We start from the raw sequence: 26074 nt of genomic DNA on the forward strand, positions 1-26074 counted from the left end.
GACACGCCTACAGTCTAAGAATCCCGTTTTCCATTCGTCAGACTACTTGAGGTTTTACCGATGTCTCAGGAACCACTTGTTCGTGACGCTGATGTGGCCGCTTTTCGCGCCGCTGTGCTCGCCAAACTCACCTACTCGGTGGGCAAGGACCCCGACCATGCGTTTGAGCATGACTGGTTTGAAGCTGTTGCCCTTGCCGCCCGCGACCACATGGTCGAACACTGGATGGACCACACGCGGCAGATCTATCGCAAGGTTCAGAAACGCGTTTACTACCTGTCTCTCGAATTCCTGATAGGCAGGCTGCTGTACGACAGCCTCAGTAACCTCGGCCTGCTCGAAGTCGCTCGCGAGGCGCTGACCGAACTGGGTGTGGACATCGAGCGCATCCGCCTGCTTGAACCGGATGCGGCACTGGGTAACGGCGGCCTGGGTCGTCTGGCGGCGTGCTTCATGGAAAGCATGTCGACCCTGGGTATCGCGGGTCATGGTTACGGCATTCGTTACGAGCACGGCCTGTTTCGTCAGGGCATCGTCGATGGCTGGCAGCAGGAACAAACCGAGAACTGGCTGGACTTCGGTAACCCATGGGAATTCGAACGCCCTGAGGTGGTTTACTCCATTGGCTTCGGCGGCAGCGTCGACACGGTCCCGACCGAAGCAGGCGACTCGCGTCAGGTATGGCGTCCGGGCGAGACCGTTCGGGCCATCGCCTATGACACCCCGGTGGTAGGCTGGCGTGGCAAGAGCGTCAACACGCTGCGCTTGTGGCGCGCCCGTGCAGTAGAAGACCTGCACCTGGAACGCTTCAACGCCGGCGATCACTTCGGCGCGGTTGCCGAAGTGGTGCGCGCCGAAAGCATTTCCCGCGTGCTTTACCCGAACGATGCAACCGAAGCGGGTCAGGAACTGCGTCTGCGTCAGGAATACTTTTTCGTCTCCGCGTCGCTGCAGGACTTGCTGCGCCGCCATCTGAACCAACACGCCACGCTGACGGATCTGTCCGAGCACGCGGCGATTCAGATGAACGACACGCACCCCTCGATCGCAGTGGCCGAGCTGATGCGTCAGTTGATCGACAACCACAACATCCCGTGGGACACCGCGTGGAAAATCACCGTCGGCACCCTCGGCTACACCAACCACACCCTGCTGCCTGAAGCGCTGGAAACCTGGTCGGTCGGTCTGATGGAGCGGATGCTGCCGCGCCACATGCAGATCATCTACCTGATCAACGCGCAGCACATTGACACACTGCGCGCCAAAGGCGTCGACGACGTCAACGTACTGCGTGCCGTATCGCTGATCGAAGAAGACAACGGTCGTCGGGTACGCATGGGCAACCTGGCGTTCCTCGGCTCGCACAGCGTCAACGGCGTTTCGGCGCTGCACACCCAGCTGATGCGCAAGACCGTGTTCGCCGAGCTGCACAAGATCTACCCGGAGCGGATCAACAACAAGACCAACGGCATCACCTTCCGCCGCTGGCTGTTCCAGGCCAACCCGAAGCTGACCGAGATGCTTGTCGAGTCACTCGGCGAGGATGTTCTGGACAACGCCGAGACGCGCCTCAAAGAGCTCGAGCCGTTCGCCGAGAAGTCGTCGTTCCGCAAGCAGATGGCCGATCAACGCCTGCACAGCAAGCGTGCGCTGGCCGCGATCATTCACGAGCGCCTGGGCATTGCCGTCAATCCTGCCGCGATGTTTGACGTTCAGGTCAAGCGGATTCACGAATACAAACGCCAGTTGCTGAACCTGTTCCACACGGTTGCTTTGTATCAGGCCATTCGCGCCGAGCCGGGTACCGACTGGGTGCCACGGGTGAAGATCTTCGCTGGCAAGGCGGCGGCCAGTTATCACTCGGCCAAGCTGATCATCAAGCTGACCAACGACATCGCGCGGACCGTGAACAACGATCCGACGGTGCGCGGTCTGCTGAAAGTGGTGTTCATGCCCAACTACAACGTCAGCCTGGCGGAGAGCATCATCCCGGCGGCCGACCTGTCCGAGCAGATTTCCACCGCAGGCCTGGAGGCGTCCGGCACCAGCAACATGAAGTTCGGCCTCAACGGCGCACTGACCATCGGTACGCTGGACGGTGCCAACGTGGAGATGAGCGAGCAGGTCGGGCTGGAGCACATGTTCATCTTCGGCATGTCCTCGCAACAGGTCGAAGCCCGCAAGCGTGCAGGTGAATTCAGCGCGCACGACGATGTGGCCGCCTCCGGACGCTTGAACGATGTCCTGCAGGCGATCCGTGGCGGTGTGTTCTCGCCGGATGATCCGAACCGTTATGTGGGGCTGATCGATCAGTTGCTGGCGTATGACCGCTTCCTGGTCTGCGCTGACTTCGACTCGTACTGGGCGGCCCAGGCCAAGGTCGAAGAGCGCTGGCACGACTCCAAGGAATGGTGGCGCTCGGCGGTCCTCAACACCGCACGCATGGGCTGGTTCTCCTCGGACCGGACCATCCGCGAGTACGCTGGAGACATTTGGAAGGCGCTGGACTGACGTCAGAGCCTGAAAAGACTCACAACCCCAGTGGGAGCGAGCCGGGCGACGCTTCGCTTGCTCGCGAAGAGGCCATTCAGGTCTCCGCAAAGAAGGCGCTCGAAACGACGCCTTCGTGAGCAAGCTCACTCCCACAAGCGCCACGAGGATCTGTCTCAGTCCTGCAGAGACTCTGGTGCCCCCGGCATAAAACATTACAAACGATGTCCGCCCGCCCCTATATACTGCGCTCGATGAACCTTCACACATCGAAAAGGATGTCGTCGCGTGCTTTGGATTTGTCTGGTGTTGGGCGGCGCTGCGCTGGGCTATTCGCTGAGTTATGACGAGTGGGCCGGTGCACTGATTGGTGCAGTCATGGGCTGGGCCGTGTGGGCCGGCATTCGCGTGCGCGTGCTTGGCAGGCAATCGGCTGATCAGCAGCAACAACTGCTCGCAAACCGCAAATCCCTCGACGCCCTTCAACAGCGCCTGAGCGCACTCGAACGTCAGTCCGCGCCTGGCGTACCGCCTGCGCAGGACCCTGCGCCGCTTCCACTCGATGCGATCATTGTCGAAGCACCCGGCGACGGCCCCGAGCTGATCTGGGACCTGCCGGACGAAGCGCCGCAGGTAACAACACCTGTCGAGCCCGCCCCGCCGATACACGAGCCAACCAACACAGCAAAAACCAACCCGCTGGACAGCGCGATCAACGCCGCAAAAGACTGGCTGTTGGGCGGGAATACAGTGCTGCGCGTGGGTGTCGTGGTGCTGTTCCTCGGCCTGGCGTTTTTGCTGCGCTATGCCACTGAGGGCATGGTCGTGCCGCTTGAAGCACGCTACGCCGCAGTCGCCGCCAGTGCGCTGGCCCTGCTCGGTCTGGGCTGGTGGCTGCGCAGGCGCAACGGTCCTTACGCCTTGATGCTGCAAGGCGCAGGCGTTGGGGTGCTGTACCTGACCGTGTTCGCCGCGATGAAACTGCACACCCTGCTGGACCCGACCCTGGGCTTCGCGCTGCTGGTCGCAATCACCAGCTTCTCAGCCATTCTGGCGCTGACGCAAAATTCGCTGGCACTCGCCTGCGCTGGCGCGCTCGGCGGCTTCGCGGCACCGTTGCTGGCCTCGACCGGGCAAGGTAGCCATATCTCGCTGTTCAGTTACTTTGCCCTACTCAATGCGGGCATCATCGCCATCGCATGGTTCAAGGCCTGGCGCACGCTCAACCTGATCGGCTTCTTCGGCACTTTCGGCATCGGCTTCGCCTGGGGCCTGCAGGCTTACACTCCGGCATTGTTCTGGAGCACCGAGCCCTTTCTGATGGTGTTCTTCCTGATGTATCTGGCCATCGGCCTGCTGTTTGCCCGCCGCAAACTGCTCGAACTGGACAGCGCGCCACCTGACCATACTCGCGAAGCCATGCTGCGCTGGGCTGCGCGTCAGGGCGATTACGTCGACGGCACGTTGTTGCTGGGCACGCCGATAGTCGGCTTCGGCCTGCAATATGCGCTCGTCGAGCATTTGGAATTCGGCGCTGCGTTCAGCGCGCTTGGGTTGGGCTTGATCTACATGGCGCTGGCACGCTGGCTGGCAGCACGTGCACCGGGCCAAACCGCCTTGCTGATGGAAACCTGCCTGGCGCTGGGCGTGGTGTTTGCCACGCTGGCGATCCCGTTGGGCCTGGGTTCTCAGTGGACGACGAGCGCGTGGGCTGTGGAAGGCGCGGCGATTTTCTGGCTGGGTTTGCGGCAGCAGCGCAAGCTGGCACAGGCTTTCGGCCTGCTGCTGCAACTGTGCGCCAGCGTGATGTTGATCAATGCGTCAGGCAGCGCCGACTCGGCTGACGACTACTGGACGCCGATGATCCTGGCCATCGGTGCGCTGGTCAGTGCCTGGAGTGCGTACCGCTTCAACACCCTGACCCTTATCGATCAAAAAGTCGCCAGAACCGTACTGACCGTATGGGGTGCGATCTGGTGGTCGGTTTCATTGATCAGCGTCGTGCAGTTGTACGTTCCCATTGGAGTGCAGACGTCTGTGCTGTTGATCGCCGCCGCGCTCAGCGTGGCAATCTGGACAGTGCTGTCCGTGCGCTTGCGCTGGCCAGACCTCGCCGCGCTGTGCAGCACGCTTACGCCCGTCAGCGCAGCATTACTGTCGGGCTCGCTGAGTGAGCATTACCACCCCGCCGCCCACTGGGGCTGGCTGGCCTGGATGGTGGTGTTCGCCGTGCACCTGCTGACTCTGCGCTATCTGGCAGACCGGCAGCCCATCCTCGCACGACGTGTCGCTCACACCGCGGGCTGCCTGCTGATCATCGTCGTGCTGGCCCTGGAACTGCGCTTCGGCCTGCTGCAACTGTCCGAACATTACAACGCCTGGCGCTGGCTGGGCTGGGCGATTCTGCCGAGCCTGTTCCTGCTGGCGATGAGCTCGGCGCGCCAATGGCCGTGGCCGGTAAAAGCCTGCCCCGAAGCCTATCACCTCGGTGCCGCTGCGCCGCTGGCGGTGTTGATGCTGGCGTGGTTCTGGCTGGCGAATACCTTGAGCGACGGCGCAGCGGAACCACTGCCGTATATCCCGCTGTTCAACCCGCTGGAAATCGGTTTGCTATTGTCACTGGCAGGGGTCTGCCTGTGGCTGCGCAAACAGGTCATGCGCCTTGGTAACGCTGCCTTGCTGGTGGCTGGCGCCTCGCTGTTCGCGCTGGTCACGGCAATGGTCATGCGCACGGCGCATCATTGGGCTGATGTGCCATGGAACACCGGGGCGCTGCTCGACTCGATGCGCGTCCAGGCCGGGTTGTCGATAGTCTGGACGCTGATGGCACTGGCCCTGATGATCGGCGGTCACATGCGCTCCAACCGCCAGCTGTGGCTGGGCGGCGCAGCGTTGATCGGGGTGGTGGTGGTCAAGCTGTTCTTCGTCGAGCTGAGCAATCGTGGCGGCATGGAGCGCATCGTCTCGTTCATCGGTGTTGGCATTTTGCTATTGGTGGTGGGATATTTCGCACCATTACCGCCGAAACACTCTGCGACAGAGGCCGGCGAAGAACCCGGCCCAGGCTCGACTGCCGCGCCGGACACGCTATGAGGAAACCGTTCTTGAGTCATCCTGCCATGAAGATCGCCGTGCTTGGCCTGGCCTTGTGCACGGCGATAACCGCCCTCGCTCAGGACAAACCGGCGGACTTTGCCAGCCAGACGCCGCTGAGCCTGAGCGGCGAAGGGCCGTGGTATCGCATCGAGTTGCCGCTGGCCGTCCAGTTGAATGCCCGGCAGACCGATCTGAGCGATGTACGTGTGTTCAATGCCGAGGGCCAGCCGCAGGCTTACTCGATCACGCCGCGCCAACCCGCCCCCGAACAGGAGCCGGTGCCGATTGAGGTCAACTGGTTCGCCCTGTACAGCACACAGGAATCAGCCGACGCCGCGCCGGTCATCCGTATCGAGCGCTCCAGCAACGGCAGCGTGATCGAGGTCCAGCCACAAAGCGATATCGAAGCGGGCGAAGAAGTGCTGCGCGGCTGGTTGCTGGACACCAGCGCAATCAAGGCTCCGCTGGAGCAGTTGGTTATCGACTGGAGCACCGAGCGGGAGGGCTTCCAGAACTTCAGCATTGAAGCCAGTGATGACCTGCAGCACTGGCGCAACTGGGGCGAGGGACAGGTTGCACGGCTGTCGTTTGCCGACGAAGTGGTCGAACAGCGCGAAGTCGGCCTGCCCGGCCAGAGCGCGCGCTATCTGCGCCTGCTGTGGCATTCCCCGCACAGTGCGCCGCTGCTGATCTCTGCGCACCTGCTGAGTGCCAGCAGCGACACTCCAGCCACGCCGCTGACCTGGTCGCCACCGGTCAAGGGCAGCGTCGAAAGCCCCAACGAGTATGTCTGGCAACTGCCCACCGGCTTGCCGATAGGCCGCGTCAGGATCGACATCACCCAGCCCAACAGCCTGGCACCGGCGACGCTCTACGGCCGGCTCGATGCCGGGCAGCCCTGGCAGCCAATCAGCAGCGGCCTGCTGTATCGGTTGTCACAGAACAACAGCGATGTCCTGCAGGACCAGTTGCAATTGTCCGGACGCATCGTTCGGCAGCTCAAGCTGGTGGTGGATGATCGCGGCGGCGGACTGGGCAGTGAAGCGCCGCAGTTGAGTGTGGCCGTGCCTGCCACGGAGGTTGTGTTCCTGGCGCGCGGTAACGGGCCCTTCACCCTGGCAATCGGCAACCCGAGCGTCAAGGCTGCCAACCTGTCGCTGGCCACGCTGATTCCCGACCTGAGCCCGGAGAAGCTCGCGACTCTCGGCACAGCAAGCCCGGCCACGGCTACCGTGGCCAACATGGCCGCTGCGCCGATCGCCGTGCAACAAACTACTGACTTCAAACGCCTGGGGCTTTGGGCCCTTCTGCTGCTTGGCGTGGTGTTCCTTGGCTGGATGGCATTCAGCACGCTGCGCGCTGCAAAACGCTAAAACGGGCGGCCTGTCAGGTGCGGTTCGCCTGACATCTGAACTGAAACAGTCTTAAGCCAGTCTCATAGCAGTATTACGTCGCCACTCGCGTTAAACTGCGCGGGTTTTCATACCCCCTATTTTCGGAGCTATCCATGTCCCGCGTTACACTAAGTCGTTACTTGATTGAGCAGACTCGCAGCAACAACACCCCTGCCGATCTGCGCTTCCTGATCGAAGTTGTGGCGCGCGCATGCAAGGAAATCAGCCACGCCGTCTCCAAGGGCGCGCTGGGTGGCGTACTGGGCAGCATGGGCACCGAAAACGTGCAGGGCGAAGTGCAGAAAAAGCTCGATGTGATCTCCAACGAGATTCTGCTCGAAGCCAACGAATGGGGCGGTCACCTGGCCGGCATGGCTTCCGAAGAAATGGACAACGCCTACCAGATCCCGGGCAAATACCCGAAGGGTGCCTACCTGCTGGTTTTCGACCCATTGGACGGCTCGTCGAACATCGACATCAACGCACCGGTCGGCACGATCTTCTCGGTACTGCGCTGCCCGAACGAATACCTGAGCCAGAACGAAGCGCTGAATGAAAAGGCCTTCCTGCAGCCAGGCACCGAACAGGTCGCCGCCGGTTACGCCATCTACGGTCCGCAAACCATGCTGGTCCTGACCCTGGGCGATGGCGTGAAAGGCTTCACCCTGGACCGTGAAATGGGCAGCTTCGTGCTGACTCACGAAGACATCACCATCCCGGAGTCCACTCAGGAGTTCGCGGTCAACATGTCCAACCAGCGTCACTGGGAAGCCCCGGTACAGCGCTACGTGAGCGAGCTGCTGGCCGGTGAAGACGGTCCGCTGAAAAAGAACTACAACATGCGCTGGGTCGCGGCGATGGTTGCCGACGTGCACCGTATCCTGACCCGTGGCGGCCTGTTCATGTACCCGCGCGACAGCCGCGAGCCTTCCAAGCCGGGCAAGCTGCGCCTGATGTACGAAGCCAACCCGATGTCCTTCCTGGTAGAACAGGCTGGCGGCGCGTCCACCGACGGCCATCAGCGCATTCTCGACATTCAGCCTGAAGGCCTGCACCAGCGCGTAGCGGTGTACTTGGGTTCCAAGGAAGAAGTCGAGCGTGCCACCGCGTATCACAAGGCGTAAGACGCCTTCTGCACCGGTAGTGATCGGGCCATGCTCGATCACTGCCGAGTGAGCCAATGCTCTGAAACACGAGCAGTCAGCCATTCGCTCAGCCCCGTCTGCGGGCCAACTATCTGATCCTCGGCACAAATCCTTGCGCCGTCCGGGAACCAGAGTCCCTTTTTCTCTTCTAAGCTTGCGGTACTGCGCCAGCGCCAGACTGCACCGGCTTGCACTGCGACGCGACCCCCTTCCGTTCAGGAGCTACATCCATGTCCTTGCGTTCTGTCGCGTTACTCTCGTTCTGCGTCCTGCTGGCTGCCTGCAGCAAGATCACTCAGGAAAACTATTCCAAACTGTCCGCTGGCATGCCCAAGGCTCAAGTCGAGTCCTTGCTGGGCAGCCCGACGGAATGTTCCGGTGCCTTGGGCATGTCGAGCTGCACCTGGGGCGACCAGAACACCTTTATCAGCGTGCAATACGCAGCGGACAAGGTGGTGCTGTTCTCGGGTCAGGGTCTGAAATAACCCATGATCAAGGTACTGGTACGTTTTGGAATTTGTGTCATGGCCAGCTTTTTGGCCATCGGTTTTGCCCACTCGGCTGACAACCTCGAGCCAAAGACTGTAGGTAACGTCGACCTCAAGCAGTATCAGGGTACCTGGTACGAGATCGCCCGCTTGCCGATGTTTTTCCAGCGCAAGTGCGCTCAGTCCGAGGCGCGTTACACGCTCAAGGACGACGGCAACATCGCAGTGACCAACCGCTGCCGCACGATTGAAGGCAAGTGGGAAGAAGCAACGGGTACGGCTTCGCCGCAGGTTGCGGGCAAGACCGACAAACTGTGGGTTGTGTTCGACAATTGGTTCTCGCGCCTGCTGCCCAGCGTCGCCAAGGGTGATTACTGGATTCTGGACGTCAGCGAAGGCTACCGTACCGCCGTGGTCGGCAACCCGGATCGCAAATACCTGTGGCTGCTGTCGCGTACACCGACCGTCTCCGCATCGGTCAGGGAAGACATGCTGAGCAAGGCCCGCCAGCAAGGCTACGACACCTCACGCCTGATCTGGCGCGAGGATGACTCGAAGATCGGCAAGGGCGAGAAGTAACCAGGCTGGAACAAGCGTCCGCAAGCACACTATCGTGCCCATGCTCCGCGTGGGCACGCCGTCTGGACACTCTGCGTCCTCTCTTGCATCAGCCGAGCAATTCCCTCAACACCTGCGCGAACTCGCGGTTGCTTTGTTGTTCTGCGGCGTGTCGTCCCTCACGTATGACCCATCGCCCGTTGACCGCCACGTCGCGGATCTGCCGGTCGCTGCCGGCGAACAGCCAGCGGTTGAGGATGGCGTCTTCCGAGGCCGTGGCGATGTACGGGTCATTGCCATCCAGCACCAGCCAGTCGGCGCGTTGACCCACTTGCAGCGTACCAATCTGCTGCCCCAATGCCTGCGCGCCACCGGCAAGTGCAGCGTCATATAGCGTGCGGCCAACCATGGGCTGATCGCTGCGATACAGCCGGTTGCGGCGCTGATCGCGCAGACGCTGGCCGTATTCCAGCCAGCGCAGTTCCTCGACCACACTGAGCGAGACGTGACTGTCCGAGCCGATCCCCCAGCGACCGCCCTGAGCAATGTAGTCCACCGCCGGAAAGATCCCGTCGCCGAGGTTGGCCTCGGTGGTCAGGCATAACCCGGCCACCGCGCCGCTTTGCGCCATCAGAGCCACTTCATCCGCCTCGGCATGGGTCGCATGGACCAGGCACCAGCGGTTATCCACAGGCACGTTTTCATACAACCATTGCAACGGGCGCCGACCGCTCCAGCTCAGGCAGTCATCGACTTCCTTCTGCTGCTCCGCGATATGAATATGCACCGGACACTGCCGGTCGCTGGCCGCCAGCACCTCACTGATCTGCTGCGGCGTCACTGCGCGCAGCGAGTGGAAGCAAAGACCGAGTTGCTGGGCAGGCTGAGCCGCCAGAACCGGACGCAGACGAGCCTGCACATCCAGATAGCTGTCGGTGCTGTGGATAAAACGCCGCTGGCCTTCGTTGGGTGCCTGCCCGCCAAAGCCGGAATGGCTGTACAGCACCGGCAGCAAGGTCAGGCCGATACCGACCGAACCGGCCGCCTGGCTGATCTGCAGCGCGAGCTCGGCAGGATCGGCATAGGGCTTGCCGTCACTGTCCTGATGCACGTAATGAAATTCGGCCACCGAGGTGTAGCCGCCCTTGAGCATCTCGATGTACAGCTGACGAGCGATAACGCCCAACTGCTGCGGGCTGATGCGCCCCACCAGGCGATACATGAGATCGCGCCAGGTCCAGAAACTGTCGTTGGGGTTGCCGGCCACTTCCGCAAGCCCGGCCATTGCACGCTGGAACGCGTGGGAGTGCAGGTTAGGCATGCCAGGCAGCAAAGGCCCGCTGACTTTCTCGGCGCCCTGCTGAGCGGCATCGGCCTCGACGCGGGTCAAAATACCGTCCTGACTGACCTCCAGACGCACATTGCTGGCCCAGCCGTCGGGGAGTAACGCGCGCTCGGCAAAGAAGGCTGACATTGACTTCACACCTCATCACTGTAATTTGTATATACATATACAGACGTTTCAGCGACCGGTAAACCGCCTGCACGCTTGCCGAGCAGCAGGTTAATGGTTAGCGTGAGCGCTTTGCAGCGTCTGAATGCGCTCGAAAACACCGTCTCGAACAACAAGGACTCCCACGTGTCGACTCCGCCCGCCGCTTCTTCCCTGGCAGCCCAGATGGGCGAAAGTCCCGCACCCTTGTACGCCCGCGTGAAACAGATGATCGCTCTGCAGATTCAGAACGGCACCTGGCCGCCGCATCACCGTGTGCCGTCGGAAAGCGAACTGGTGACGCAACTGGGCTTCAGCCGCATGACCATAAACCGGGCACTGCGCGAGCTGACCGCCGAGGGCCTGCTGGTGCGCATGCAGGGCGTCGGCACCTTTGTCGCCGAGCCCAAGAGCCAGTCGGCGCTGTTCGAAGTGCATAACATTGCCGACGAGATTGCCGCGCGCGGCCATCGCCACACGTGCAAGGTCATGGTCCTCAAGGAGGAAGCCGCTGGCTCCGAGCGCGCCCTGGCGCTGGACATGCGCGAAGGCCAGCGGGTTTTCCACTCGCTGATCGTGCATTACGAGAATGACATTCCGGTGCAGATCGAGGACCGCTTCGTGAACGCCCAGGTCGCTCCGGACTACCTCCGGCAGGACTTTACCCTGCAGACGCCTTACGCCTACCTCTCGCAGGTTGCGCCGCTCACCGAAGGCGAGCATGTGGTCGAGGCGATTCTCGCCGAAGCCGATGAATGCAGGCTGTTGCAGATTGAGGCGGGGGAGCCCTGCCTGCTGATTCGCCGTCGGACCTGGTCTGGTCGTCAGCCGGTTACCGCTGCGCGCCTGATCCACCCTGGCTCCCGTCATCGCCTGGAAGGACGCTTTACCAAATGAGCCAGACCCGCATTTTGCGCGCCGTCGACTACCCGCGCATGCCGTGGAAAAACGGCGGTGGCAGCACGGAAGAGATCGCTCGCGACGCCGGCCAGGATCTGGACGGTTTCGGTTGGCGGCTGTCGATTGCCGACATCGAAACCTCGGGCGGCTTTTCGGTGTTCGCCGGTTATCAACGCATCATCACCGTCCTGCAGGGCACGGGCATGACGCTGGACGTGGATGGTCTGAGCAGTCGTCCGCTGCTGCCATCGGACCCATTCGCATTCAGCGGTGACAGCCAGGTCAATTGCACCTTGCTGGACGGGCCGATTCGCGATTTCAACCTGATCTACGCCCCACACCGCTACACTGCACGTCTGCACTGGATAGACGTGCGTCACCCGCAACGCCTGTTCAGCTCTGCCAGCACCCTGGTGCTGTTCAGTATGGCCGAGCAAGTGGCGATCAGCGTCGACAGCCAGCCGTGGGAAATTCTTGGCAAACACGATTGCGCTCAGGTGGACAATGCTGGCGGTCTGCTCGAAGTCGAACTGCAATCGCCTCGCGCCAGCCGTTGCTGCCTGATTGAGCTCACTGCCACAGGCCAGTAACCGCATTCCTGGCATTACGATAAAAAAGTGCTTCGTTTCAAGGACAACCATGACTCAAGTTCCGAACCGGGAAACGCCCAGAGGCATTGCCGTCCTCGCACGCTTCCTCGCCTCCGAATCAGCTGGCGGCATCGTGTTGATGGCCGCTGCGCTGGCGGCATTGATCGTTGCCAACTCGCCTCTTTCTGCCGGCTATTTCTCGATCCTGCACAGCGTCTGGCTGGGCCTCTCGGTCGAGCTGTGGATCAACGACGGGCTGATGGCGATCTTCTTCCTGATGGTCGGCCTGGAGATCAAACGTGAAGTCCTCGCCGGTGGTCTGGCGACCTGGGGGCAACGAGCCCTGCCCGGCTTTGCAGCGGCAGGCGGCATGCTGGTGCCTGCGCTGATCTACATCGCGATCAATTGGGGCAATCCGCAGACCCTGAGCGGCTGGGCGATCCCGGCAGCCACCGACATCGCCTTTGCCCTCGGCGTGCTGTCGCTGCTCGGCAATCGGGTGCCGACCTCGCTGAAGGTGTTTCTGGCCGCGCTGGCGATCCTCGACGATCTGGGCGCCGTGACGATCATCGCCTTCTTCTACAGCTCCGGTCTGAACCTGCCGATGCTGGCCGCCGCCTTCGTGACGCTGGCGGTGCTGATCGTCATGAATCGTTTGAACGTGCGCCGTCTGCTGCCTTATCTGCTGCTCGGCGCGCTGCTGTGGTTCTTCGTCCTGCAATCGGGTGTGCATGCCACGCTGGCCGGTGTCGCCCTGGCGCTGTGCATCCCGATGGGCAAGCCCGAGGAAGAAGCCCGCTCGCCACTGCTGTTCCTCGAAGAAAAGATGCACTACTGGGTGGCCTTCGCCGTGGTGCCGATCTTTGGTTTTGCCAATGCGGGCGTGTCGCTGGCCGGCATTACCTTGGGCAACCTGGTCGATCCTGTGCCGCTGGGCGTTGCGCTGGGGCTGTTCGTGGGCAAGCAGATCGGCGTGTTTCTCGCCGCTGTGCTGGCCATACGCGCCGGGCTGGCGGTGTTGCCGGAGGGCAGCAACTGGGTGCAACTGTACGGCGTGGCGATTCTGTGCGGCATCGGTTTCACCATGAGCCTGTTCATCGGCAACTTGGCGTTCCCCGGCTCGCAACACCTGATCGACGAGGTGAAGGTCGGCGTACTGATCGGCTCGGGTCTGGCCGCAATTGCCGGAATTGTGCTGCTGCGCAGCCGTTTCAGTCGGGCCTGAAAAAATATTTTTAAATCACTGCATCCAGATGGGTTTCTCGCGGGTAGTACATTCAGCAGCCACTTCGAGTTGCTGAGCGCGGTTAAACTTTCTGGAGATTTCTGCATGAACGCAAAACGCTTGCTCTGCCTTGCTGGTACTACTCTGGCCTTCACTTGCCTGTCGTCTGTTGCCATGGCTCAGACCGACCTCCCCGAAAGCGTCCGTGTGCCGGCTGGCAACAAGGTCGGCATGCAAACCACCGGGGTTGGCGAGATCACCTACGAGTGCCGCGCCAAGGCCAACATGCCCAACGAAATGGAGTGGGCGTTCGTCGGTCCCAAAGCAGTGCTCAACGACAAGAGCGGCAAGCAGGTCGGCACCTACTACGGACCGCCTGCCACCTGGGAAGCCAAAGACGGCTCCAAGCTGACCGGCACCCAGGTGGCGGTGGCCCCTTCGAGCGCTGGCAACCTGCCGTACCAGCTGGTCAAGGCCAACCCGGCTGAAGGCAAAGGCGCCATGACTGGCGTGACCTACATTCAGCGTGTGGCCCTGAAAGGCGGCGTTGCCCCGGCCAAAGCCTGCGCAGAGAGCAACAAGGGTGCGAAGGAAGTGGTCAAGTATCAGGCCGACTACCTGTTCTGGACTGCAAGCTGATAGCCATCATTCACCGGGTGACTGCGCAGCCAGTGGTCTATGCTGCTGCGCGGGAGCCTCGTGATGTCAACGAGGCAGTAGTCTTCCATTGATGGCGGATCATCTTGTCTTCGCACGAATCTCTCTTTGATTACGAAGCGACGTTGCAGGCCTGCGCTCGCGGTGAAAAGCAGGCCTTGCAGCGTCTCTATCAACAGGAAAGCGCCCGGTTGCTCGGCGTCGCTCAGCGCTTGGTGCGTGACCGCGCGCTGGCCGAAGACATCGTGCATGACGCGTTCCTGAAAATCTGGTCCCACGCGGCCAGCTTCGATGCCTCGCGTGGTTCGGCACGTGGCTGGATCTTCAGCGTGACCCGCCACCTGGCGCTCAACACATTGCGCAATACGGCTCGCGAAGTGCGTGTCGAGGACGACGGCAGTGAAGATCATCATGAACAGGCGACACTGGAAGGCTGGCAGGAAATCGGCGATGCCTTCGATTGGCAGGTCAATCCAGGACAGATCACGTCATGCCTGGAGCAGTTGGAGCCGGTAAGACGCAACTGTGTTTTTCACGCGTACGTGGACGGTTATTCGCATCAGGAAATCGCGCAGAAAATTGGCGCGCCATTGGGGACGGTCAAAGCCTGGATCAAGCGTAGCCTGACGGCTTTGCGGGAGTGCATGGGATGACCCGGCCTTTAGACGACAACATTCACGAGCTGGCGGGCGAGTATGTACTCGGCACGCTATCGGCGCAGAAACGGCTCGAGGTAGAGCGTCGCCTGTCGCGCGAGCCCGACCTGCAGGCCGCCGTCGATGCCTGGGAACAGCGTCTGCTGCCCCTGACCGAACTGGCCGAACCGGTGATGCCCTCGCCCGGCCTGTGGGATCGTATCGAACGTAACCTGCTGGACATGACCGCGCCTGCCAGCACGCCGCAAAGACCGCGCGTTCGCTGGTGGGACAACCTGTCGATCTGGCGTGGCCTGGCCGGAGCAGGCCTGGCTGCTTCACTGGTACTGGGCATGACGCTGCTGACCCGCGCACCGGCGCAACCGTCTTATCTGGTGGTCCTCGTAGGACCGCAGGACAAGGCTCCCGGCTGGGTCGTGCAGGCCAGTAACCCGCAGGAAATACAGCTTATCCCGCTGGGCGTGTTCGAGGTTCCGACCGACAAGGCGCTGGAGTTCTGGACCAAGGGTGACGACTGGCAAGGCCCGGTTTCGCTTGGGCTGGTCAAGCCGGGAGAGAGCCTGCATGTGCCGCTGGATAAACTGCCGCCGCTGCAACCCAACCAGTTGTTCGAGCTGACACTGGAGAAATCCACTGGCTCGCCAATCGGCAAACCCACCGGGCCGATTCAGTTCATCGGCCGGGCGGTGAAGGTGATCTGACGCGAAGGTCGCCTACTTGCGGCTGCAGTCGTCCTGTTGCAGCAGGTTGGCCTGGGTCAGGTTGCAGTCTGCCGGTACGCTGCGCGTCAGCCAGACATTGCCGCCGATGGTCGAACCCTTGCCGATGGTGATGCGACCCAGAATGGTCGCACCCGCATAGATCACCACGTCGTCTTCAACGATTGGATGCCGTGCGTGGCCTTTCTGCAACTGACCGTCCTCGTCCGACGGGAAGCGCTTGGCGCCCAGGGTCACGGCCTGATAGATCCGCACCCGCTCGCCGATGATCGCGGTTTCGCCAATCACCACGCCTGTTCCGTGATCGATAAAGAAGCTCGGGCCGATCTGCGCACCCGGATGAATATCGATACCGGTCGCCGAATGGGCGATTTCCGAGCTGATACGCGCCAGCAACGGCAAGCCGGCGCGATACAGATAATGCGCCAGCCGATGGTGGATCACCGCCAGAATGCCGGGATAGCACAGCAGCACTTCATCGACACTGCGCGCCGCAGGGTCGCCGTGATAGGCGGCCAGCACGTCGGTGTCCAGCAACAGACGAATACCCGGCAGGGCCATGGCGAAACCCTGGATCAGCTCGAGTGCTCGCGCATCGATGCCCTTCAGGTCACCGCCCTGCTGATGGGCCACGTAGCGCAATTCAAGCCGGGCCTGAGCCAGCAGTGCGTTGAGCGCCACATCCAGCGTATGGCCGACATAGAAGTCCTCGCTTTCCTCACGCAGGTCCACCGGGCCCAGACGCATCGGGAACAGTGCGCCGCTCAAGGCTTCAAGAATCTCGCCCATGGCCGCACGCGAAGGCAGCTCACGCCCACCGTGTTCACCGCTCACTCGCCTGTTGCGAGCCCGCCAGTCTTCACGCGCGCTGCGCAACTGGCTGACGATGCGCTGCAACTGCCAGTGGCTGGAGCGGCCGTCGGCGGACGCTTCTGGAATATCGCTCACGCTTGACTCTCCTTGATGTGAAGGGTGGCGACCGACAGTACGGGCCGCTGCTGTTGCCACTCTACGGCAAACATTCAGACGAAAAAAACAACAATTTCTGTCGGAATACACGAAGAGAGCCGTGCGCACAGATAAGTTGCCGTGCGAGAAACGTCTGCCTATAGTCCGCTGACTCTTTACACGGCTTATCGACCACCATGATCAAAAATCAGCTTGCCCGCTTCAATCGCCTGGACCTGATCAGCGCGCCAACGGCTCTGGAAAAGCTCGAGCGCCTGTCGGTCTGGGCAGATCGTAATATCTACATCAAGCGGGATGACACCACGACGCTGGCCCTGGGCGGCAACAAGGTGCGCAAACTCGAGTACCTGGCCGCCGATGCGCTGGCCCAGGGTGCCGACACACTGATCACCGCCGGGGCCATCCAGTCCAACCATGTCCGCCAGACCGCAGCGCTGGCCGCGCGCCTGGGCCTGGGCTGTGTGGCGCTGCTGGAAAACCCCATCGGCACCGAAGACCCCAGTTACCTGAAAAACGGCAACCGCCTGCTGCTGGAGCTGTTCGATGCCAAGGTCGAGCTGGTGGAAAACCTCGACAACGCCGACGAGCAACTGCACGCCCTGGCGGCACGCCTGCGTTCCAGCGGCAAAAAGCCTTATCTGGTGCCCATCGGTGGCTCGAGCCCGGTGGGGGCGCTGGGTTATGTGCGCGCGGGGCTGGAACTGGCCGAGCAGATCAAGCAAACCGGCATCGAGTTTGCTGCCGTCGTTCTGGCCTCCGGCAGTGCCGGCACGCACAGCGGTCTGGCGCTGGCTCTGGCTCACGAGCTGCCGCAATTGCCGGTCATCGGCGTGACCGTGTCGCGCAGTGAAGAAGCACAGTTGCCCAAGGTTCAGGGCCTGGCCGAGCGCACCGCAGAGTTGCTCGGCGCTCCGTTGCCCGAACACTTCAAGGTCGAACTGTGGGATGAGTATTTCGCGCCACGGTATGGCGAACCGAATGCCGGCACGCTGTCAGCCATCAAGCTGGTGGCCAGCCACGAAGGGCTGTTGCTCGACCCGGTCTACACCGGCAAGGCCATGTCCGGTCTGCTCGATGGTATCGGTCGTCAACGCTTTAACGACGGCCCACTGATCTTTCTGCACACCGGCGGTGCGCCAGCGCTGTTTGCCTATCCGGATGCGTTCGACCAGTGACGTTTCAGCCAACGGGTCCTTTATGCTTTTGTGGAGGGAAAATATCTTTTTTTGTTATTTTTCCTCATAAGCTGATGGCTATATAGTCGCGCCCGGCAGACCACAACGCTTAACCTTACACCTGACGTAACTGCCTGAAAAAAAGCTGAATAATCAGCACGAAGTTGCTTGAGTCGGGTCAGAAAATGGCCAGACACTTCCACACCAACAAGGGGCTTGCATGAACATTTCCGCTATTCGTCGTACGTTTCTTTTCTCGGCAATGGGCTTGATGCTCAATGCCGGTATCGCCGGGCAAGCCATGGCTGGCGAGCAACTGCAGAAAATCAAGGACAGCGGTACGCTCAATGTAGGCCTGGAAGGCACTTACCCACCGTTCAGCTTCGTCGATGAGAGCGGCAAGCTCACCGGCTTCGAAGTCGAGTTTTCCGAAGCGCTGGCCAAGGAACTGGGCGTGAAGGCCAAGATCCAGCCGTCGAAATGGGATGGTATCCTGGCCGCTCTGGACTCCAAGCGTCTGGACGTGGTGATCAACCAGGTGACCATCTCCGACGAGCGCAAGAAGAAGTATGACTTCTCCGAGCCCTACACCGTGTCCGGCATTCAAGCGCTAGTTCTGAAGACGAACCAAGACAAGATCAAGACAGCCACAGACCTGACCGGCAAGAAGGTCGGTGTGGGCCTGGGCACCAACTACGAGGAATGGCTCAAGGCGAACGTTCCGGGCGCGATCGTCAAAACCTATGACGATGACCCGAGCAAGATCCAGGACCTGAGTGTAGGTCGTATCGATGCGATCCTCGTTGACCGTCTGGCCGCCCTGGAAATGGCTGCCAAAACGAAAAACAAACTCGTCCCTGCAGGCGACGCCTTCTCCCGCCAGGAATCGGGCATTGCCCTGCGCAAAGGCGAGCCTGAATTGCTGGCGGCCATCGACAAGGCCATCGACAAGCTGCGTGCCGACGGTACGCTGAAGAAATTGTCGGAAAAGTACTTCAACGCTGACGTCACCAAATGATTGAAGAGAGCCTTCAGCTCGCGCTGGACTCCGCGCCCTTCCTCCTCAAGGGCGCGTACTACACCGTCTTCCTCAGTATTGGCGGGATGTTTTTCGGTTTGCTGCTGGGCTTCGGCCTGGCCTTGATGCGCCTCTCGCGCATCAAACCGGTGAACTGGATAGCACGCATCTACGTGTCGTTCTTTCGCGGCACGCCCTTGCTGGTGCAGCTGTTCGTGATTTATTACGGCCTGCCGGAGCTGGGTATCCAGCTCGAACCGCTGAGCGCTGCGCTGATCGGTTTTTCCCTGAACATGGCCGCTTACGCCTGCGAAATCCTGCGCGCGGCCATCAGTTCGGTGGAGCGCGGCCAGTGGGAAGCCGCGGCCAGTATCGGCATGACCCGCTGGCAGACCATGCGTCGGGCGATCCTCCCGCAGGCCGCACGCACCGCATTGCCGCCACTGGGCAACAGCTTCATCTCGCTGGTCAAGGACACGGCGCTGGCAGCCACCATCCAGGTGCCGGAGCTGTTCCGTCAGGCGCAGTTGATCACCGCACGCACCTTCGAAATTTTCACCATGTACCTGGCCGCTGCACTGATCTACTGGATCCTTGCCACGGCGCTCTCGCACCTGCAAAACAAGCTGGAAGCCAGGGTCAACCGGCACGATCTGGAGACCTGACACATGATAGTGGTTGAAAAACTCACCAAGGCATTCAAGGGCAATGAGGTGCTCAAGGGCATTGATCTGCGTATCGAAGCCGGGGAAGTGGTGGCCATCATCGGGCCCAGCGGCTCGGGCAAGACCACCCTGCTGCGCTGCCTGAATCTGCTGGAAACGCCTGACAGCGGCAGGATCAAGGTCGGTGACATCGAGATTGATGGCACCCGCTCCATGAACCAGCAACAGGGGTTGATCCGCCAGTTGCGTCAGCAGGTCGGGTTCGTGTTTCAGAACTTCAATCTGTTTCCGCATCGCACCGCACTGGAAAATGTCATCGAAGGTCCGGTGGTGGTCAAGAAGGTGGCCCGCGAAGCCGCCGAGGCGCTGGGCAGAAAGCTGCTCGCCAAGGTCGGCCTGAGCGGCAAGGAAGACGCTTACCCGCGACGCCTTTCCGGCGGGCAGCAACAGCGCGTGGCGATTGCACGGGCGCTGGCGATGGAGCCGCAAGTGATCCTGTTCGACGAGCCGACCTCGGCTCTGGACCCTGAGCTGGTCGGCGAGGTGCTGACCACCATCCGCGCGCTGGCTGAAGAGAACCGCACCATGGTCATCGTCACTCACGAGATGAGCTTTGCCCGGGACGTCGCCAACCGGGTGATCTTCATCGACAAGGGAGTGATCGTGGAGCAAGGCGAAGCCAAGGCGCTGTTCGCCAACCCGAAAGAAGAACGCACCAGGCAGTTTCTCGAGCGTACCCGCTCCTGATCAGGACGATCAGCATCTGCAAAAAGCAGCGTCCATCCAGCGGCGCTGCTTTTTTCTTACATTTCCGGAAGGATTAATCGTTCAATATCCTTGCTGAATTCCCGCGTAATTTCCCGAAAAATCATCGAAATAATAAAATTAGCCCACGTACTTCCTGCTCCTTGATTCGTAGCCGGGCGCGCCACTGCGCGTCCGTGTTGCCAGACTTTCCCTTCCGGACACTCTGCTGTCGGTTACGGCCTGTTGCCATTGATACTTTGTGGTAGGACGGTTGTTTAGTGAGGAGTCAACGGTTCCAAACACACAGCGTAGGAAGTATCCGGATTTCAAGTAAACAGTCCTTAAATGCACTTCGCACATTGACAAGTTCCTGCAAAGCCCATTAGCTCACCTACTTCACGCCTTTCAGTGGGGCAGCAAAGTTTCAAGCACGCCTTTAATACCGTTTGTAATGTTTGCCATAACTTGGATATTTAAGGTAATTATCCCCCTGCCTGAAACGCACACTTCATTACTTGAACATGACAACTTATGACGATTCTTTACTTGAACTATTGATTATCTGGAGTACCCCGACATGCGTCAAAACACTTGCAACGCCAGCCCCCTGGGCTTGCCTATCCCTTCTGTTCCGCTGGCCAGCCGACATGGCATAGGCGTGAGGAACGCCTCTCAACTCGTTGTTCATGTTGAACCCTATGGCAGCATGGAAGAGGGCGATCTGATCGAACTGTTCTGGGACGGCTGTTACGTCGCGTCAACAATTTTGAAGGCATCCGACGTCGGCAAGCCTGTCGTCCTACGTGTGCCGGAAAGCTTTCTGCAGAATGGCAAGGCGAGAACCTACTACCGGGTCATGAAGATAGGCGGAGTGCCTGTGACCTCGCCCTGCCGCAAGCTATGGGTCAAGCTGAACGCACCGGGAGGGCGGCTGGTCAGCGCCAACACGGAAGAAAACCAGGGGCTGGCGCCACTCTATGTTGCGCCATCGGTCATACGCCACGGACTCTCGCGCAGGCACCTGGAAGGCGGCTTGCCGATGACCATCGAGCCTTATCTGAACATGGCTGTTCACGACGAGATCACCGTGCGCTGGGGTGATCTGCGCATGGACCTGCCGCCGCTCACTGCCGACGATATCGGTGAGCCGGTCGACCTGGTCGTACCGCCTGAGTTGATACGCGAAGGCGGAGACGAACAGCGGCTGGAAGTGAGTTACTGTGTTATCGACCGGGTGGGCAACAACTCGCTCTGGGCGCCACCCCGAATAATAAGGATCCAACCGCTGGGGCATTGAATGCCTGACGACGGCAAGTCGGATAAACCGCATCACTCGACGATACTGTTCAATGGACAACACCGCACGGACCATTCTAAAAACGAAGCGTTATTTATTCACGCTCATTACCTGTATTAAACATTGGCCACGCGTGTAAGAAAGTTCAACGTCGCTCCGGCATACGCCATGTTTCATCCGTACTTGGCTCTGCGCAGACGTCTAACATCGTGCGTTACGCGAGGTGAGGATATGAAGCGGCATTGGCGACTGACAATAACTGTCTATGCTTATTCCAAAAAGCACGTTTTAAAAACTTTTATACACGCTTAGGGTATATGCACCGGACCACCGGACATCGTGATGTTTTCCAGCCGCACCTGATGCGGCCTACTGCTACGAGGTTCCGATGGTCCCTTTCACAACTACCCCTGTGGATAAACCCAGGGTCGTATCGATTGACGGTGAGCGACGCGAGTCTGATCCGGCGACGGTAGCGACCCAACGCGTCGAGGCTTCACAAGAGCCTGACGCTGCTCCCCGCCTGCTGAAGGCCACCGTGTTGCAAAACGACGCGCAAGCCATTGCAGCAGCCCATGAACTGGCCGCAGCCGCACAGATCAATGCTGCCAATCGTGACAGACAACGTGCCTTGCCATGGGCTGAAATCGAACAGTTCACCCGCAGCGGACTGGGCAGTATTTCCATCCCGCGCGCATACGGCGGCCCGCAAGTATCGTTCGTCACGGTGGCTGAAGTCTTCCGGATCATTTCTGCTGCCGACCCGGCACTGGGACAAATTCCGCAAAACCAGTTCGGCATTCTGCACCTGCTGCAGGGCAGCGCCACCGAGCAACAGAAGAAAACACTGTTCCAGAGCGTGCTGGACGGTTGGCGCATCGGCAACGCCGGGCCCGAGCGCGGCACCAAAAACACACTGGAACTCAAGGCACGGATCACCGCCAATGGCGACCGCCTGGCCATCACCGGACAGAAGTTCTACTCCACCGGCGCGTTGTTCGCGCATTGGGTTGCCGTCAAGGCGCTGGATGACCAGGGGCGGCAGATCATGGCCTTCGTCCAGCGTGGCACACCGGGCCTGCGCATCGTTGATGACTGGTCGGGCTTTGGCCAGCGCACCACCGCCAGCGGCACGGTGCTGCTCGACAATGTTCCGGTGGACGCCGGGCTGGTGGTCGATAACTGGCGCCTGTCCCTGACGCCGAACATTCAGGGTGCCGTTTCGCAACTGATCCAGGCCGCCATCGATGCGGGCATAGCGCGCGGGGCCATCGACGATGCGATAGCTTTTGTACGCGAGAAATCCCGTCCGTGGATCGACGCCAACGTCGAGCGCGCCAGCGATGACCTCTATGTGATCGCCGACATCGGCAAGCTGAAACTCGAACTGCACGCCGCAGAAGCGCTGCTGCGCAAGGCGGGCCAGGAACTCGACGAAATCAGCGCTGCGCCTATCGATGAGCAATCGGCAGCCCGCGCCTCCATTGCAGTGGCGCGGGCCAAAGTCCTGACCACCGAGATCTCGCTGCTGGCCAGCGAGAAGCTGTTCGAACTGGCCGGTAGCCGCGCGACCCTGGCCGAGTTCAATCTCGACCGCCACTGGCGCAACGCGCGCGTCCACACCCTGCATGACCCGGTGCGCTGGAAATACCACGCGGTCGGCACGTGGCATTTGAACGGCACCCTGCCTGCTCGCCATTCCTGGATCTGAACCAGACCACTGGAGAACACCCTTCATGAGTTTCAACCCAAAAGCGCGCGCTAACGCAGCGCTGATCACCAGTGACGCTCAGGCCCTGCACACAGCCCGCGAACTGGCCCTGCAATTGAAAACCGACAGCGCGCAACGCGATCGCGAACGCCGTTTGCCGCATGCCGAACTGGACCTGTTCAGCCAGTCCGGTCTGTGGGGCATCAGTGTGCCGCAAGCCTTCGGCGGCGCGGGTGTTTCCAATGTCACGCTGGCCAAGGTGATCCAGCTGATTTCCGAAGCCGATGGCTCGCTGGGCCAGATTCCGCAAAACCACTTTTACGCCCTGGAAGTGCTGCGCGTGAACGGCAGTCCGGAACAACAGGCGCGCTTGTACGCCGAGGCACTGGCGGGCGTACGCTTCGGCAATGCGCTGGCCGAACTGGGGACCAGAACCGCACATGACCGCACCACTCGCCTGAGCCGCGACGGGGACGGTTATCGCATCAACGGCCGCAAGTTCTACGCCACCGGCGCGCTGTACGCGCAACGCATTCCCACCTCGGTGATTGACGACGAGGGTGTGCAGCAACTGGTGTTCGTGCCGCATGACAGCGAGGGGCTCAGCGTCATCGACGACTGGAGCGGTTTCGGGCAGCGCACCACGGGCAGCGGCTCGGTGGTGTTCGACAATGTGTATGTCAGCGCCCGCGATGTGGTGCCGTTCCAGAGCGCCTTCCAGCGCCCCACCACGGTCGGGCCACTGGCGCAGATTCTCCATGCGGCGATCGACACCGGCATTGCCCGCGCAGCCTTCGAGGACGCCCTGACGTTCGTGCGGACGCGTACCCGGCCATGGATCGATTCGGGTATTGAAAAGGCCGTGGATGACCCGCTGACGCTGCACAGCTTCGGCAAGCTGGGTATTCGCCTGCACGCCGCCGAAGCACTGCTCGAGCGCGCCGGAGAGTTTCTCGATGTCGCTCAGGCCGACAGCAATGCCGAAACCGTCGCCGCGGCCTCGATAGCCGTGGCCGAAGCGCGCGCCATCAGCACGGAGATTTCCCTGGCCGCCGGCAGCACGCTGTTCGAACTGGCGGGCAGTCAATCCACGCTGGCGGAACACGGCCTGGATCGCCACTGGCGCAACGCGCGCGTTCATACGCTGCACGACCCGGTACGCTGGAAGTTTCACGCCATCGGCAATTACTACCTCAACGACACTAATCCTCCCCTGCGGGGGACGATCTGATGGCGCGTAAAAAGATCCTCCTCAACGCGTTCAACATGAACTGCATCGGCCATATCAACCATGGCCTGTGGACCCATCCACGGGACACCTCGACGCAATTCAACAGCCTGGAGTACTGGACTGACCTGGCGAAACTGCTCGAACGCGGGTTGTTCGACGGCCTGTTCATCGCCGACATCGTGGGCGTGTATGACGTGTATCAGAACTCGGTGGACGTTACCCTCAAGGAGGCGATCCAGTTGCCGGTCAACGACCCACTGCTGCTGGTCTCGGCGATGGCAGGGGTCACGAAACACCTGGGCTTCGGCCTGACCGCCAACCTGACCTACGACGCGCCCTATCTGTTCGCCAGGCGCATGTCGACGCTGGATCACCTGAGCCGTGGCCGGGTGGGCTGGAACATTGTCACCGGCTACCTCGACAGCGCGGCGCGGGCCATGGGCCTCAGCGAGCAGAACGAGCATGACCGCCGTTATGATCAGGCCGACGAGTACCTGGAGGTGCTGTACAAGCTCTGGGAAGGCAGTTGGGAAGACGATGCCGTGATCAATGATCGCGAGCAGCGCGTCTACGCCCAGCCGGGCAAGGTGCATAAGGTCCGGCACCAGGGCGAGTTCTATCAGGTCGAGGGTTATCACCTCTGCGAACCGTCGCCGCAACGCACGCCGGTGCTGTTTCAGGCCGGCAGTTCGGAGCGCGGCCTGCAGTTTGCGGGACAGAACGCCGAATGCGTTTTCATCAGCGGGCAGAACAAGGCAGCGACCCGCGAGCAGGTCGACAAGGTGCGCGCCAGTGCCGTGCAGGCCGGGCGCAACCCGGACGACATCAAAGTGTTCATGGGCCTGAACGTGATCGTCGCGGCCACCGAAGCACTGGCTAGGGAGAAGCACGCCGAATACCGCCGCCATGCCAGCGCCGAAGCCGGCGTGGCGCACTTCGCCGCGTCCACGGGCATCGATTTTTCTGAGTACGAACTCGACGAACCCATTCAGTACGTGAAAAACAACGCCATTCAATCGGCGACCAGGAACCTGAAAAACAACGACTGGACGCGCCAGAAACTGCTCGACCAGCACGCCTTGGGCGGCCGTTACATCACTTTGATCGGCTCGCCCGAACAGGTCGCCGACGAACTGGAGTCATGGATCGACGAAACCGGCCTGGACGGCTTCAACCTGACCCGCATCGTCACCCCGGAAAGTTACGAGGACTTCATTGACCTGGTGGTCCCGGAGCTGCAACGCCGCGGCTCATACAAGACCGCTTACGAAGAAGGCAGCCTGCGCAAAAAACTGTTTCCGGAAGGCACCGACCGTTTACCGCCACGGCATGGGGGGGCGACACACCGACCTATTTGATGACGACATGCGCCCCCATGCTGAAGCGCTTGGCGTTGTACACAGATTTTGTGGGAGCGAGCTTGCTCGCGAAAGCGATTGGCCAGACGCCCTGCTTTCTGTGGCTGCACTGGCCTATTCGCGAGCAAGCTCGCTCCCACAGGACCGATGCGCTGCGGGGGATACACACCGGCGTAATTGATGACGACATGCGCACCTACGCTGAAGCACTTGGCGTTGTACGCAGATTTGGTGGGAGCGAGCTTGCTCGCGAAAGCGATTGCCCAGACGCCCTGTTTTCTGCGGCTGCACTGGCCTATTCGCGAGCAAGCTCGCTCCCACAGGGCCGATGCGCTGCGGGGATACACACCGGCGTAATTGATGACGACATGCGCACCTACGCCGAAGCACTTGGCGTTGTACACAGTTTTTGTGGGAGCGAGCTTGCTCGCGAAAGCGATTGCCCAGACGCCCTGTTTTCTGCGGCTGCACTGGCCTATTCGCGAGCAAGCTC

Annotated in this window: 22 protein-coding genes; 20 read left to right on the forward strand and 2 right to left on the reverse strand. The window is 61.0% G+C overall.

Translation table 11 applies throughout. The features are described 5' to 3' along the window. The first annotated feature begins 60 nt into the window (after positions 1-60). From BT119_RS06210 to BT119_RS06235, 6 genes are all read left to right on the forward strand, one after another. Complete coding sequence (locus BT119_RS06210) at positions 61-2511, forward strand: glycogen/starch/alpha-glucan phosphorylase (protein WP_003365946.1); 2451 nt, start codon at positions 61-63, stop codon at positions 2509-2511. A gap of 267 nt (positions 2512-2778) precedes the next feature. Beyond that, the gene (locus BT119_RS06215) at positions 2779-5583 is read left to right on the forward strand and encodes a DUF2339 domain-containing protein (protein ID WP_072365098.1); all 2805 of its coding nucleotides are present in this window, start codon (positions 2779-2781) and stop codon (positions 5581-5583) included. A gap of 26 nt (positions 5584-5609) precedes the next feature. Continuing rightward, on the forward strand, positions 5610-6959 hold the full coding sequence (locus tag BT119_RS06220) for a DUF3999 domain-containing protein (RefSeq protein ID WP_054081250.1): 1350 nt from the start codon (positions 5610-5612) through the stop codon (positions 6957-6959). A 134-nt stretch (positions 6960-7093) separates the two neighbouring features. Beyond that, the gene (locus tag BT119_RS06225) at positions 7094-8104 is read left to right on the forward strand and encodes a class 1 fructose-bisphosphatase (protein WP_003341445.1); all 1011 of its coding nucleotides are present in this window, start codon (positions 7094-7096) and stop codon (positions 8102-8104) included. 251 nt (positions 8105-8355) lie between these two features. Then, entirely contained in the window at positions 8356-8610 is a 255-nt protein-coding gene (gene bamE / locus BT119_RS06230; RefSeq protein ID WP_003403102.1) for an outer membrane protein assembly factor BamE domain-containing protein, read from the forward strand. A gap of 3 nt (positions 8611-8613) precedes the next feature. Then, the gene (locus BT119_RS06235; protein ID WP_003432336.1) at positions 8614-9192 is read left to right on the forward strand and encodes a lipocalin family protein; all 579 of its coding nucleotides are present in this window, start codon (positions 8614-8616) and stop codon (positions 9190-9192) included. 88 nt (positions 9193-9280) lie between these two features. Here BT119_RS06235 and BT119_RS06240 read toward each other — a convergent pair whose 3' ends face one another. Next, positions 9281-10645 (reverse strand): formimidoylglutamate deiminase, encoded by a 1365-nt coding sequence (locus tag BT119_RS06240; protein WP_003365936.1) that lies wholly within the window; start codon positions 10643-10645, stop codon positions 9281-9283. Between the two features lie 204 nt (positions 10646-10849). Here BT119_RS06240 and hutC point away from each other — a divergent pair, with 204 nt between their 5' ends. The 6 genes from hutC (at position 10850) to BT119_RS06270 (ending at position 15392) form a co-directional block, all read left to right on the forward strand. Further along, the gene (hutC, locus tag BT119_RS06245; RefSeq protein WP_161420743.1) at positions 10850-11560 is read left to right on the forward strand and encodes a histidine utilization repressor; all 711 of its coding nucleotides are present in this window, start codon (positions 10850-10852) and stop codon (positions 11558-11560) included. Further along, a complete protein-coding gene (locus tag BT119_RS06250) occupies positions 11557-12153 on the forward strand; it encodes a HutD/Ves family protein (protein ID WP_046718835.1) in 597 nt (198 codons plus the stop codon). The genes hutC and BT119_RS06250 overlap by 4 nt, the downstream gene beginning before the upstream one ends. A 49-nt stretch (positions 12154-12202) precedes the next feature. Beyond that, on the forward strand, positions 12203-13378 hold the full coding sequence (gene nhaA, locus BT119_RS06255) for a Na+/H+ antiporter NhaA (protein ID WP_072365103.1): 1176 nt from the start codon (positions 12203-12205) through the stop codon (positions 13376-13378). A 105-nt stretch (positions 13379-13483) separates the two neighbouring features. Then, on the forward strand, positions 13484-14017 hold the full coding sequence (locus BT119_RS06260) for a DUF3455 domain-containing protein (RefSeq protein WP_072365105.1): 534 nt from the start codon (positions 13484-13486) through the stop codon (positions 14015-14017). Positions 14018-14121: 104 nt separating this feature from the next. Next, the gene (locus tag BT119_RS06265; protein ID WP_072365108.1) at positions 14122-14688 is read left to right on the forward strand and encodes a sigma-70 family RNA polymerase sigma factor; all 567 of its coding nucleotides are present in this window, start codon (positions 14122-14124) and stop codon (positions 14686-14688) included. After that, entirely contained in the window at positions 14685-15392 is a 708-nt protein-coding gene (locus BT119_RS06270) for an anti-sigma factor (RefSeq protein WP_003432333.1), read from the forward strand. Before BT119_RS06265 ends, BT119_RS06270 begins: the two co-directional genes overlap by 4 nt. Positions 15393-15404: 12 nt before the next feature. Here BT119_RS06270 and epsC read toward each other — a convergent pair whose 3' ends face one another. Next, positions 15405-16358: a serine O-acetyltransferase EpsC gene (epsC, locus tag BT119_RS06275; protein WP_072365110.1), complete on the reverse strand. Its 954-nt coding sequence runs from the start codon at positions 16356-16358 to the stop codon at positions 15405-15407. Positions 16359-16555: 197 nt separating this feature from the next. Between epsC and BT119_RS06280 the strand changes: the two genes are divergently transcribed. From BT119_RS06280 to BT119_RS06315, 8 genes are all read left to right on the forward strand, one after another. After that, positions 16556-17554, forward strand: coding sequence for a D-cysteine desulfhydrase (locus tag BT119_RS06280; protein WP_072365112.1), 999 nt, complete (start codon positions 16556-16558; stop codon positions 17552-17554). A gap of 220 nt (positions 17555-17774) precedes the next feature. After that, positions 17775-18572 carry a cystine ABC transporter substrate-binding protein gene (gene tcyJ, locus BT119_RS06285; protein ID WP_065350837.1) on the forward strand — a complete coding sequence of 266 codons (798 nt, stop codon included), beginning with the start codon at positions 17775-17777 and terminating at the stop codon, positions 18570-18572. Further along, a complete protein-coding gene (gene tcyL, locus BT119_RS06290; protein ID WP_003341471.1) occupies positions 18569-19237 on the forward strand; it encodes a cystine ABC transporter permease in 669 nt (222 codons plus the stop codon). The genes tcyJ and tcyL overlap by 4 nt, the downstream gene beginning before the upstream one ends. 3 nt (positions 19238-19240) lie before the next feature. Beyond that, a complete protein-coding gene (gene tcyN, locus BT119_RS06295) occupies positions 19241-19984 on the forward strand; it encodes an L-cystine ABC transporter ATP-binding protein TcyN (protein ID WP_004409156.1) in 744 nt (247 codons plus the stop codon). 577 nt (positions 19985-20561) lie between these two features. Further along, a complete protein-coding gene (locus BT119_RS06300) occupies positions 20562-21281 on the forward strand; it encodes a hypothetical protein (protein WP_024661618.1) in 720 nt (239 codons plus the stop codon). Positions 21282-21669: 388 nt separating this feature from the next. Next, the gene (locus tag BT119_RS06305) at positions 21670-22992 is read left to right on the forward strand and encodes an SfnB family sulfur acquisition oxidoreductase (RefSeq protein ID WP_072365114.1); all 1323 of its coding nucleotides are present in this window, start codon (positions 21670-21672) and stop codon (positions 22990-22992) included. 25 nt (positions 22993-23017) lie between these two features. Further along, positions 23018-24223 carry an SfnB family sulfur acquisition oxidoreductase gene (locus BT119_RS06310; RefSeq protein ID WP_024661616.1) on the forward strand — a complete coding sequence of 402 codons (1206 nt, stop codon included), beginning with the start codon at positions 23018-23020 and terminating at the stop codon, positions 24221-24223. After that, entirely contained in the window at positions 24223-25581 is a 1359-nt protein-coding gene (locus tag BT119_RS06315; RefSeq protein ID WP_003365913.1) for an LLM class flavin-dependent oxidoreductase, read from the forward strand. Before BT119_RS06310 ends, BT119_RS06315 begins: the two co-directional genes overlap by 1 nt. Positions 25582-26074: the final 493 nt, after the last annotated feature.

The sequence above is a fragment of the Pseudomonas sp. NFACC10-1 genome (assembly GCF_900119195.1).
GTDB lineage: Bacteria > Pseudomonadota > Gammaproteobacteria > Pseudomonadales > Pseudomonadaceae > Aquipseudomonas > Aquipseudomonas cerasi.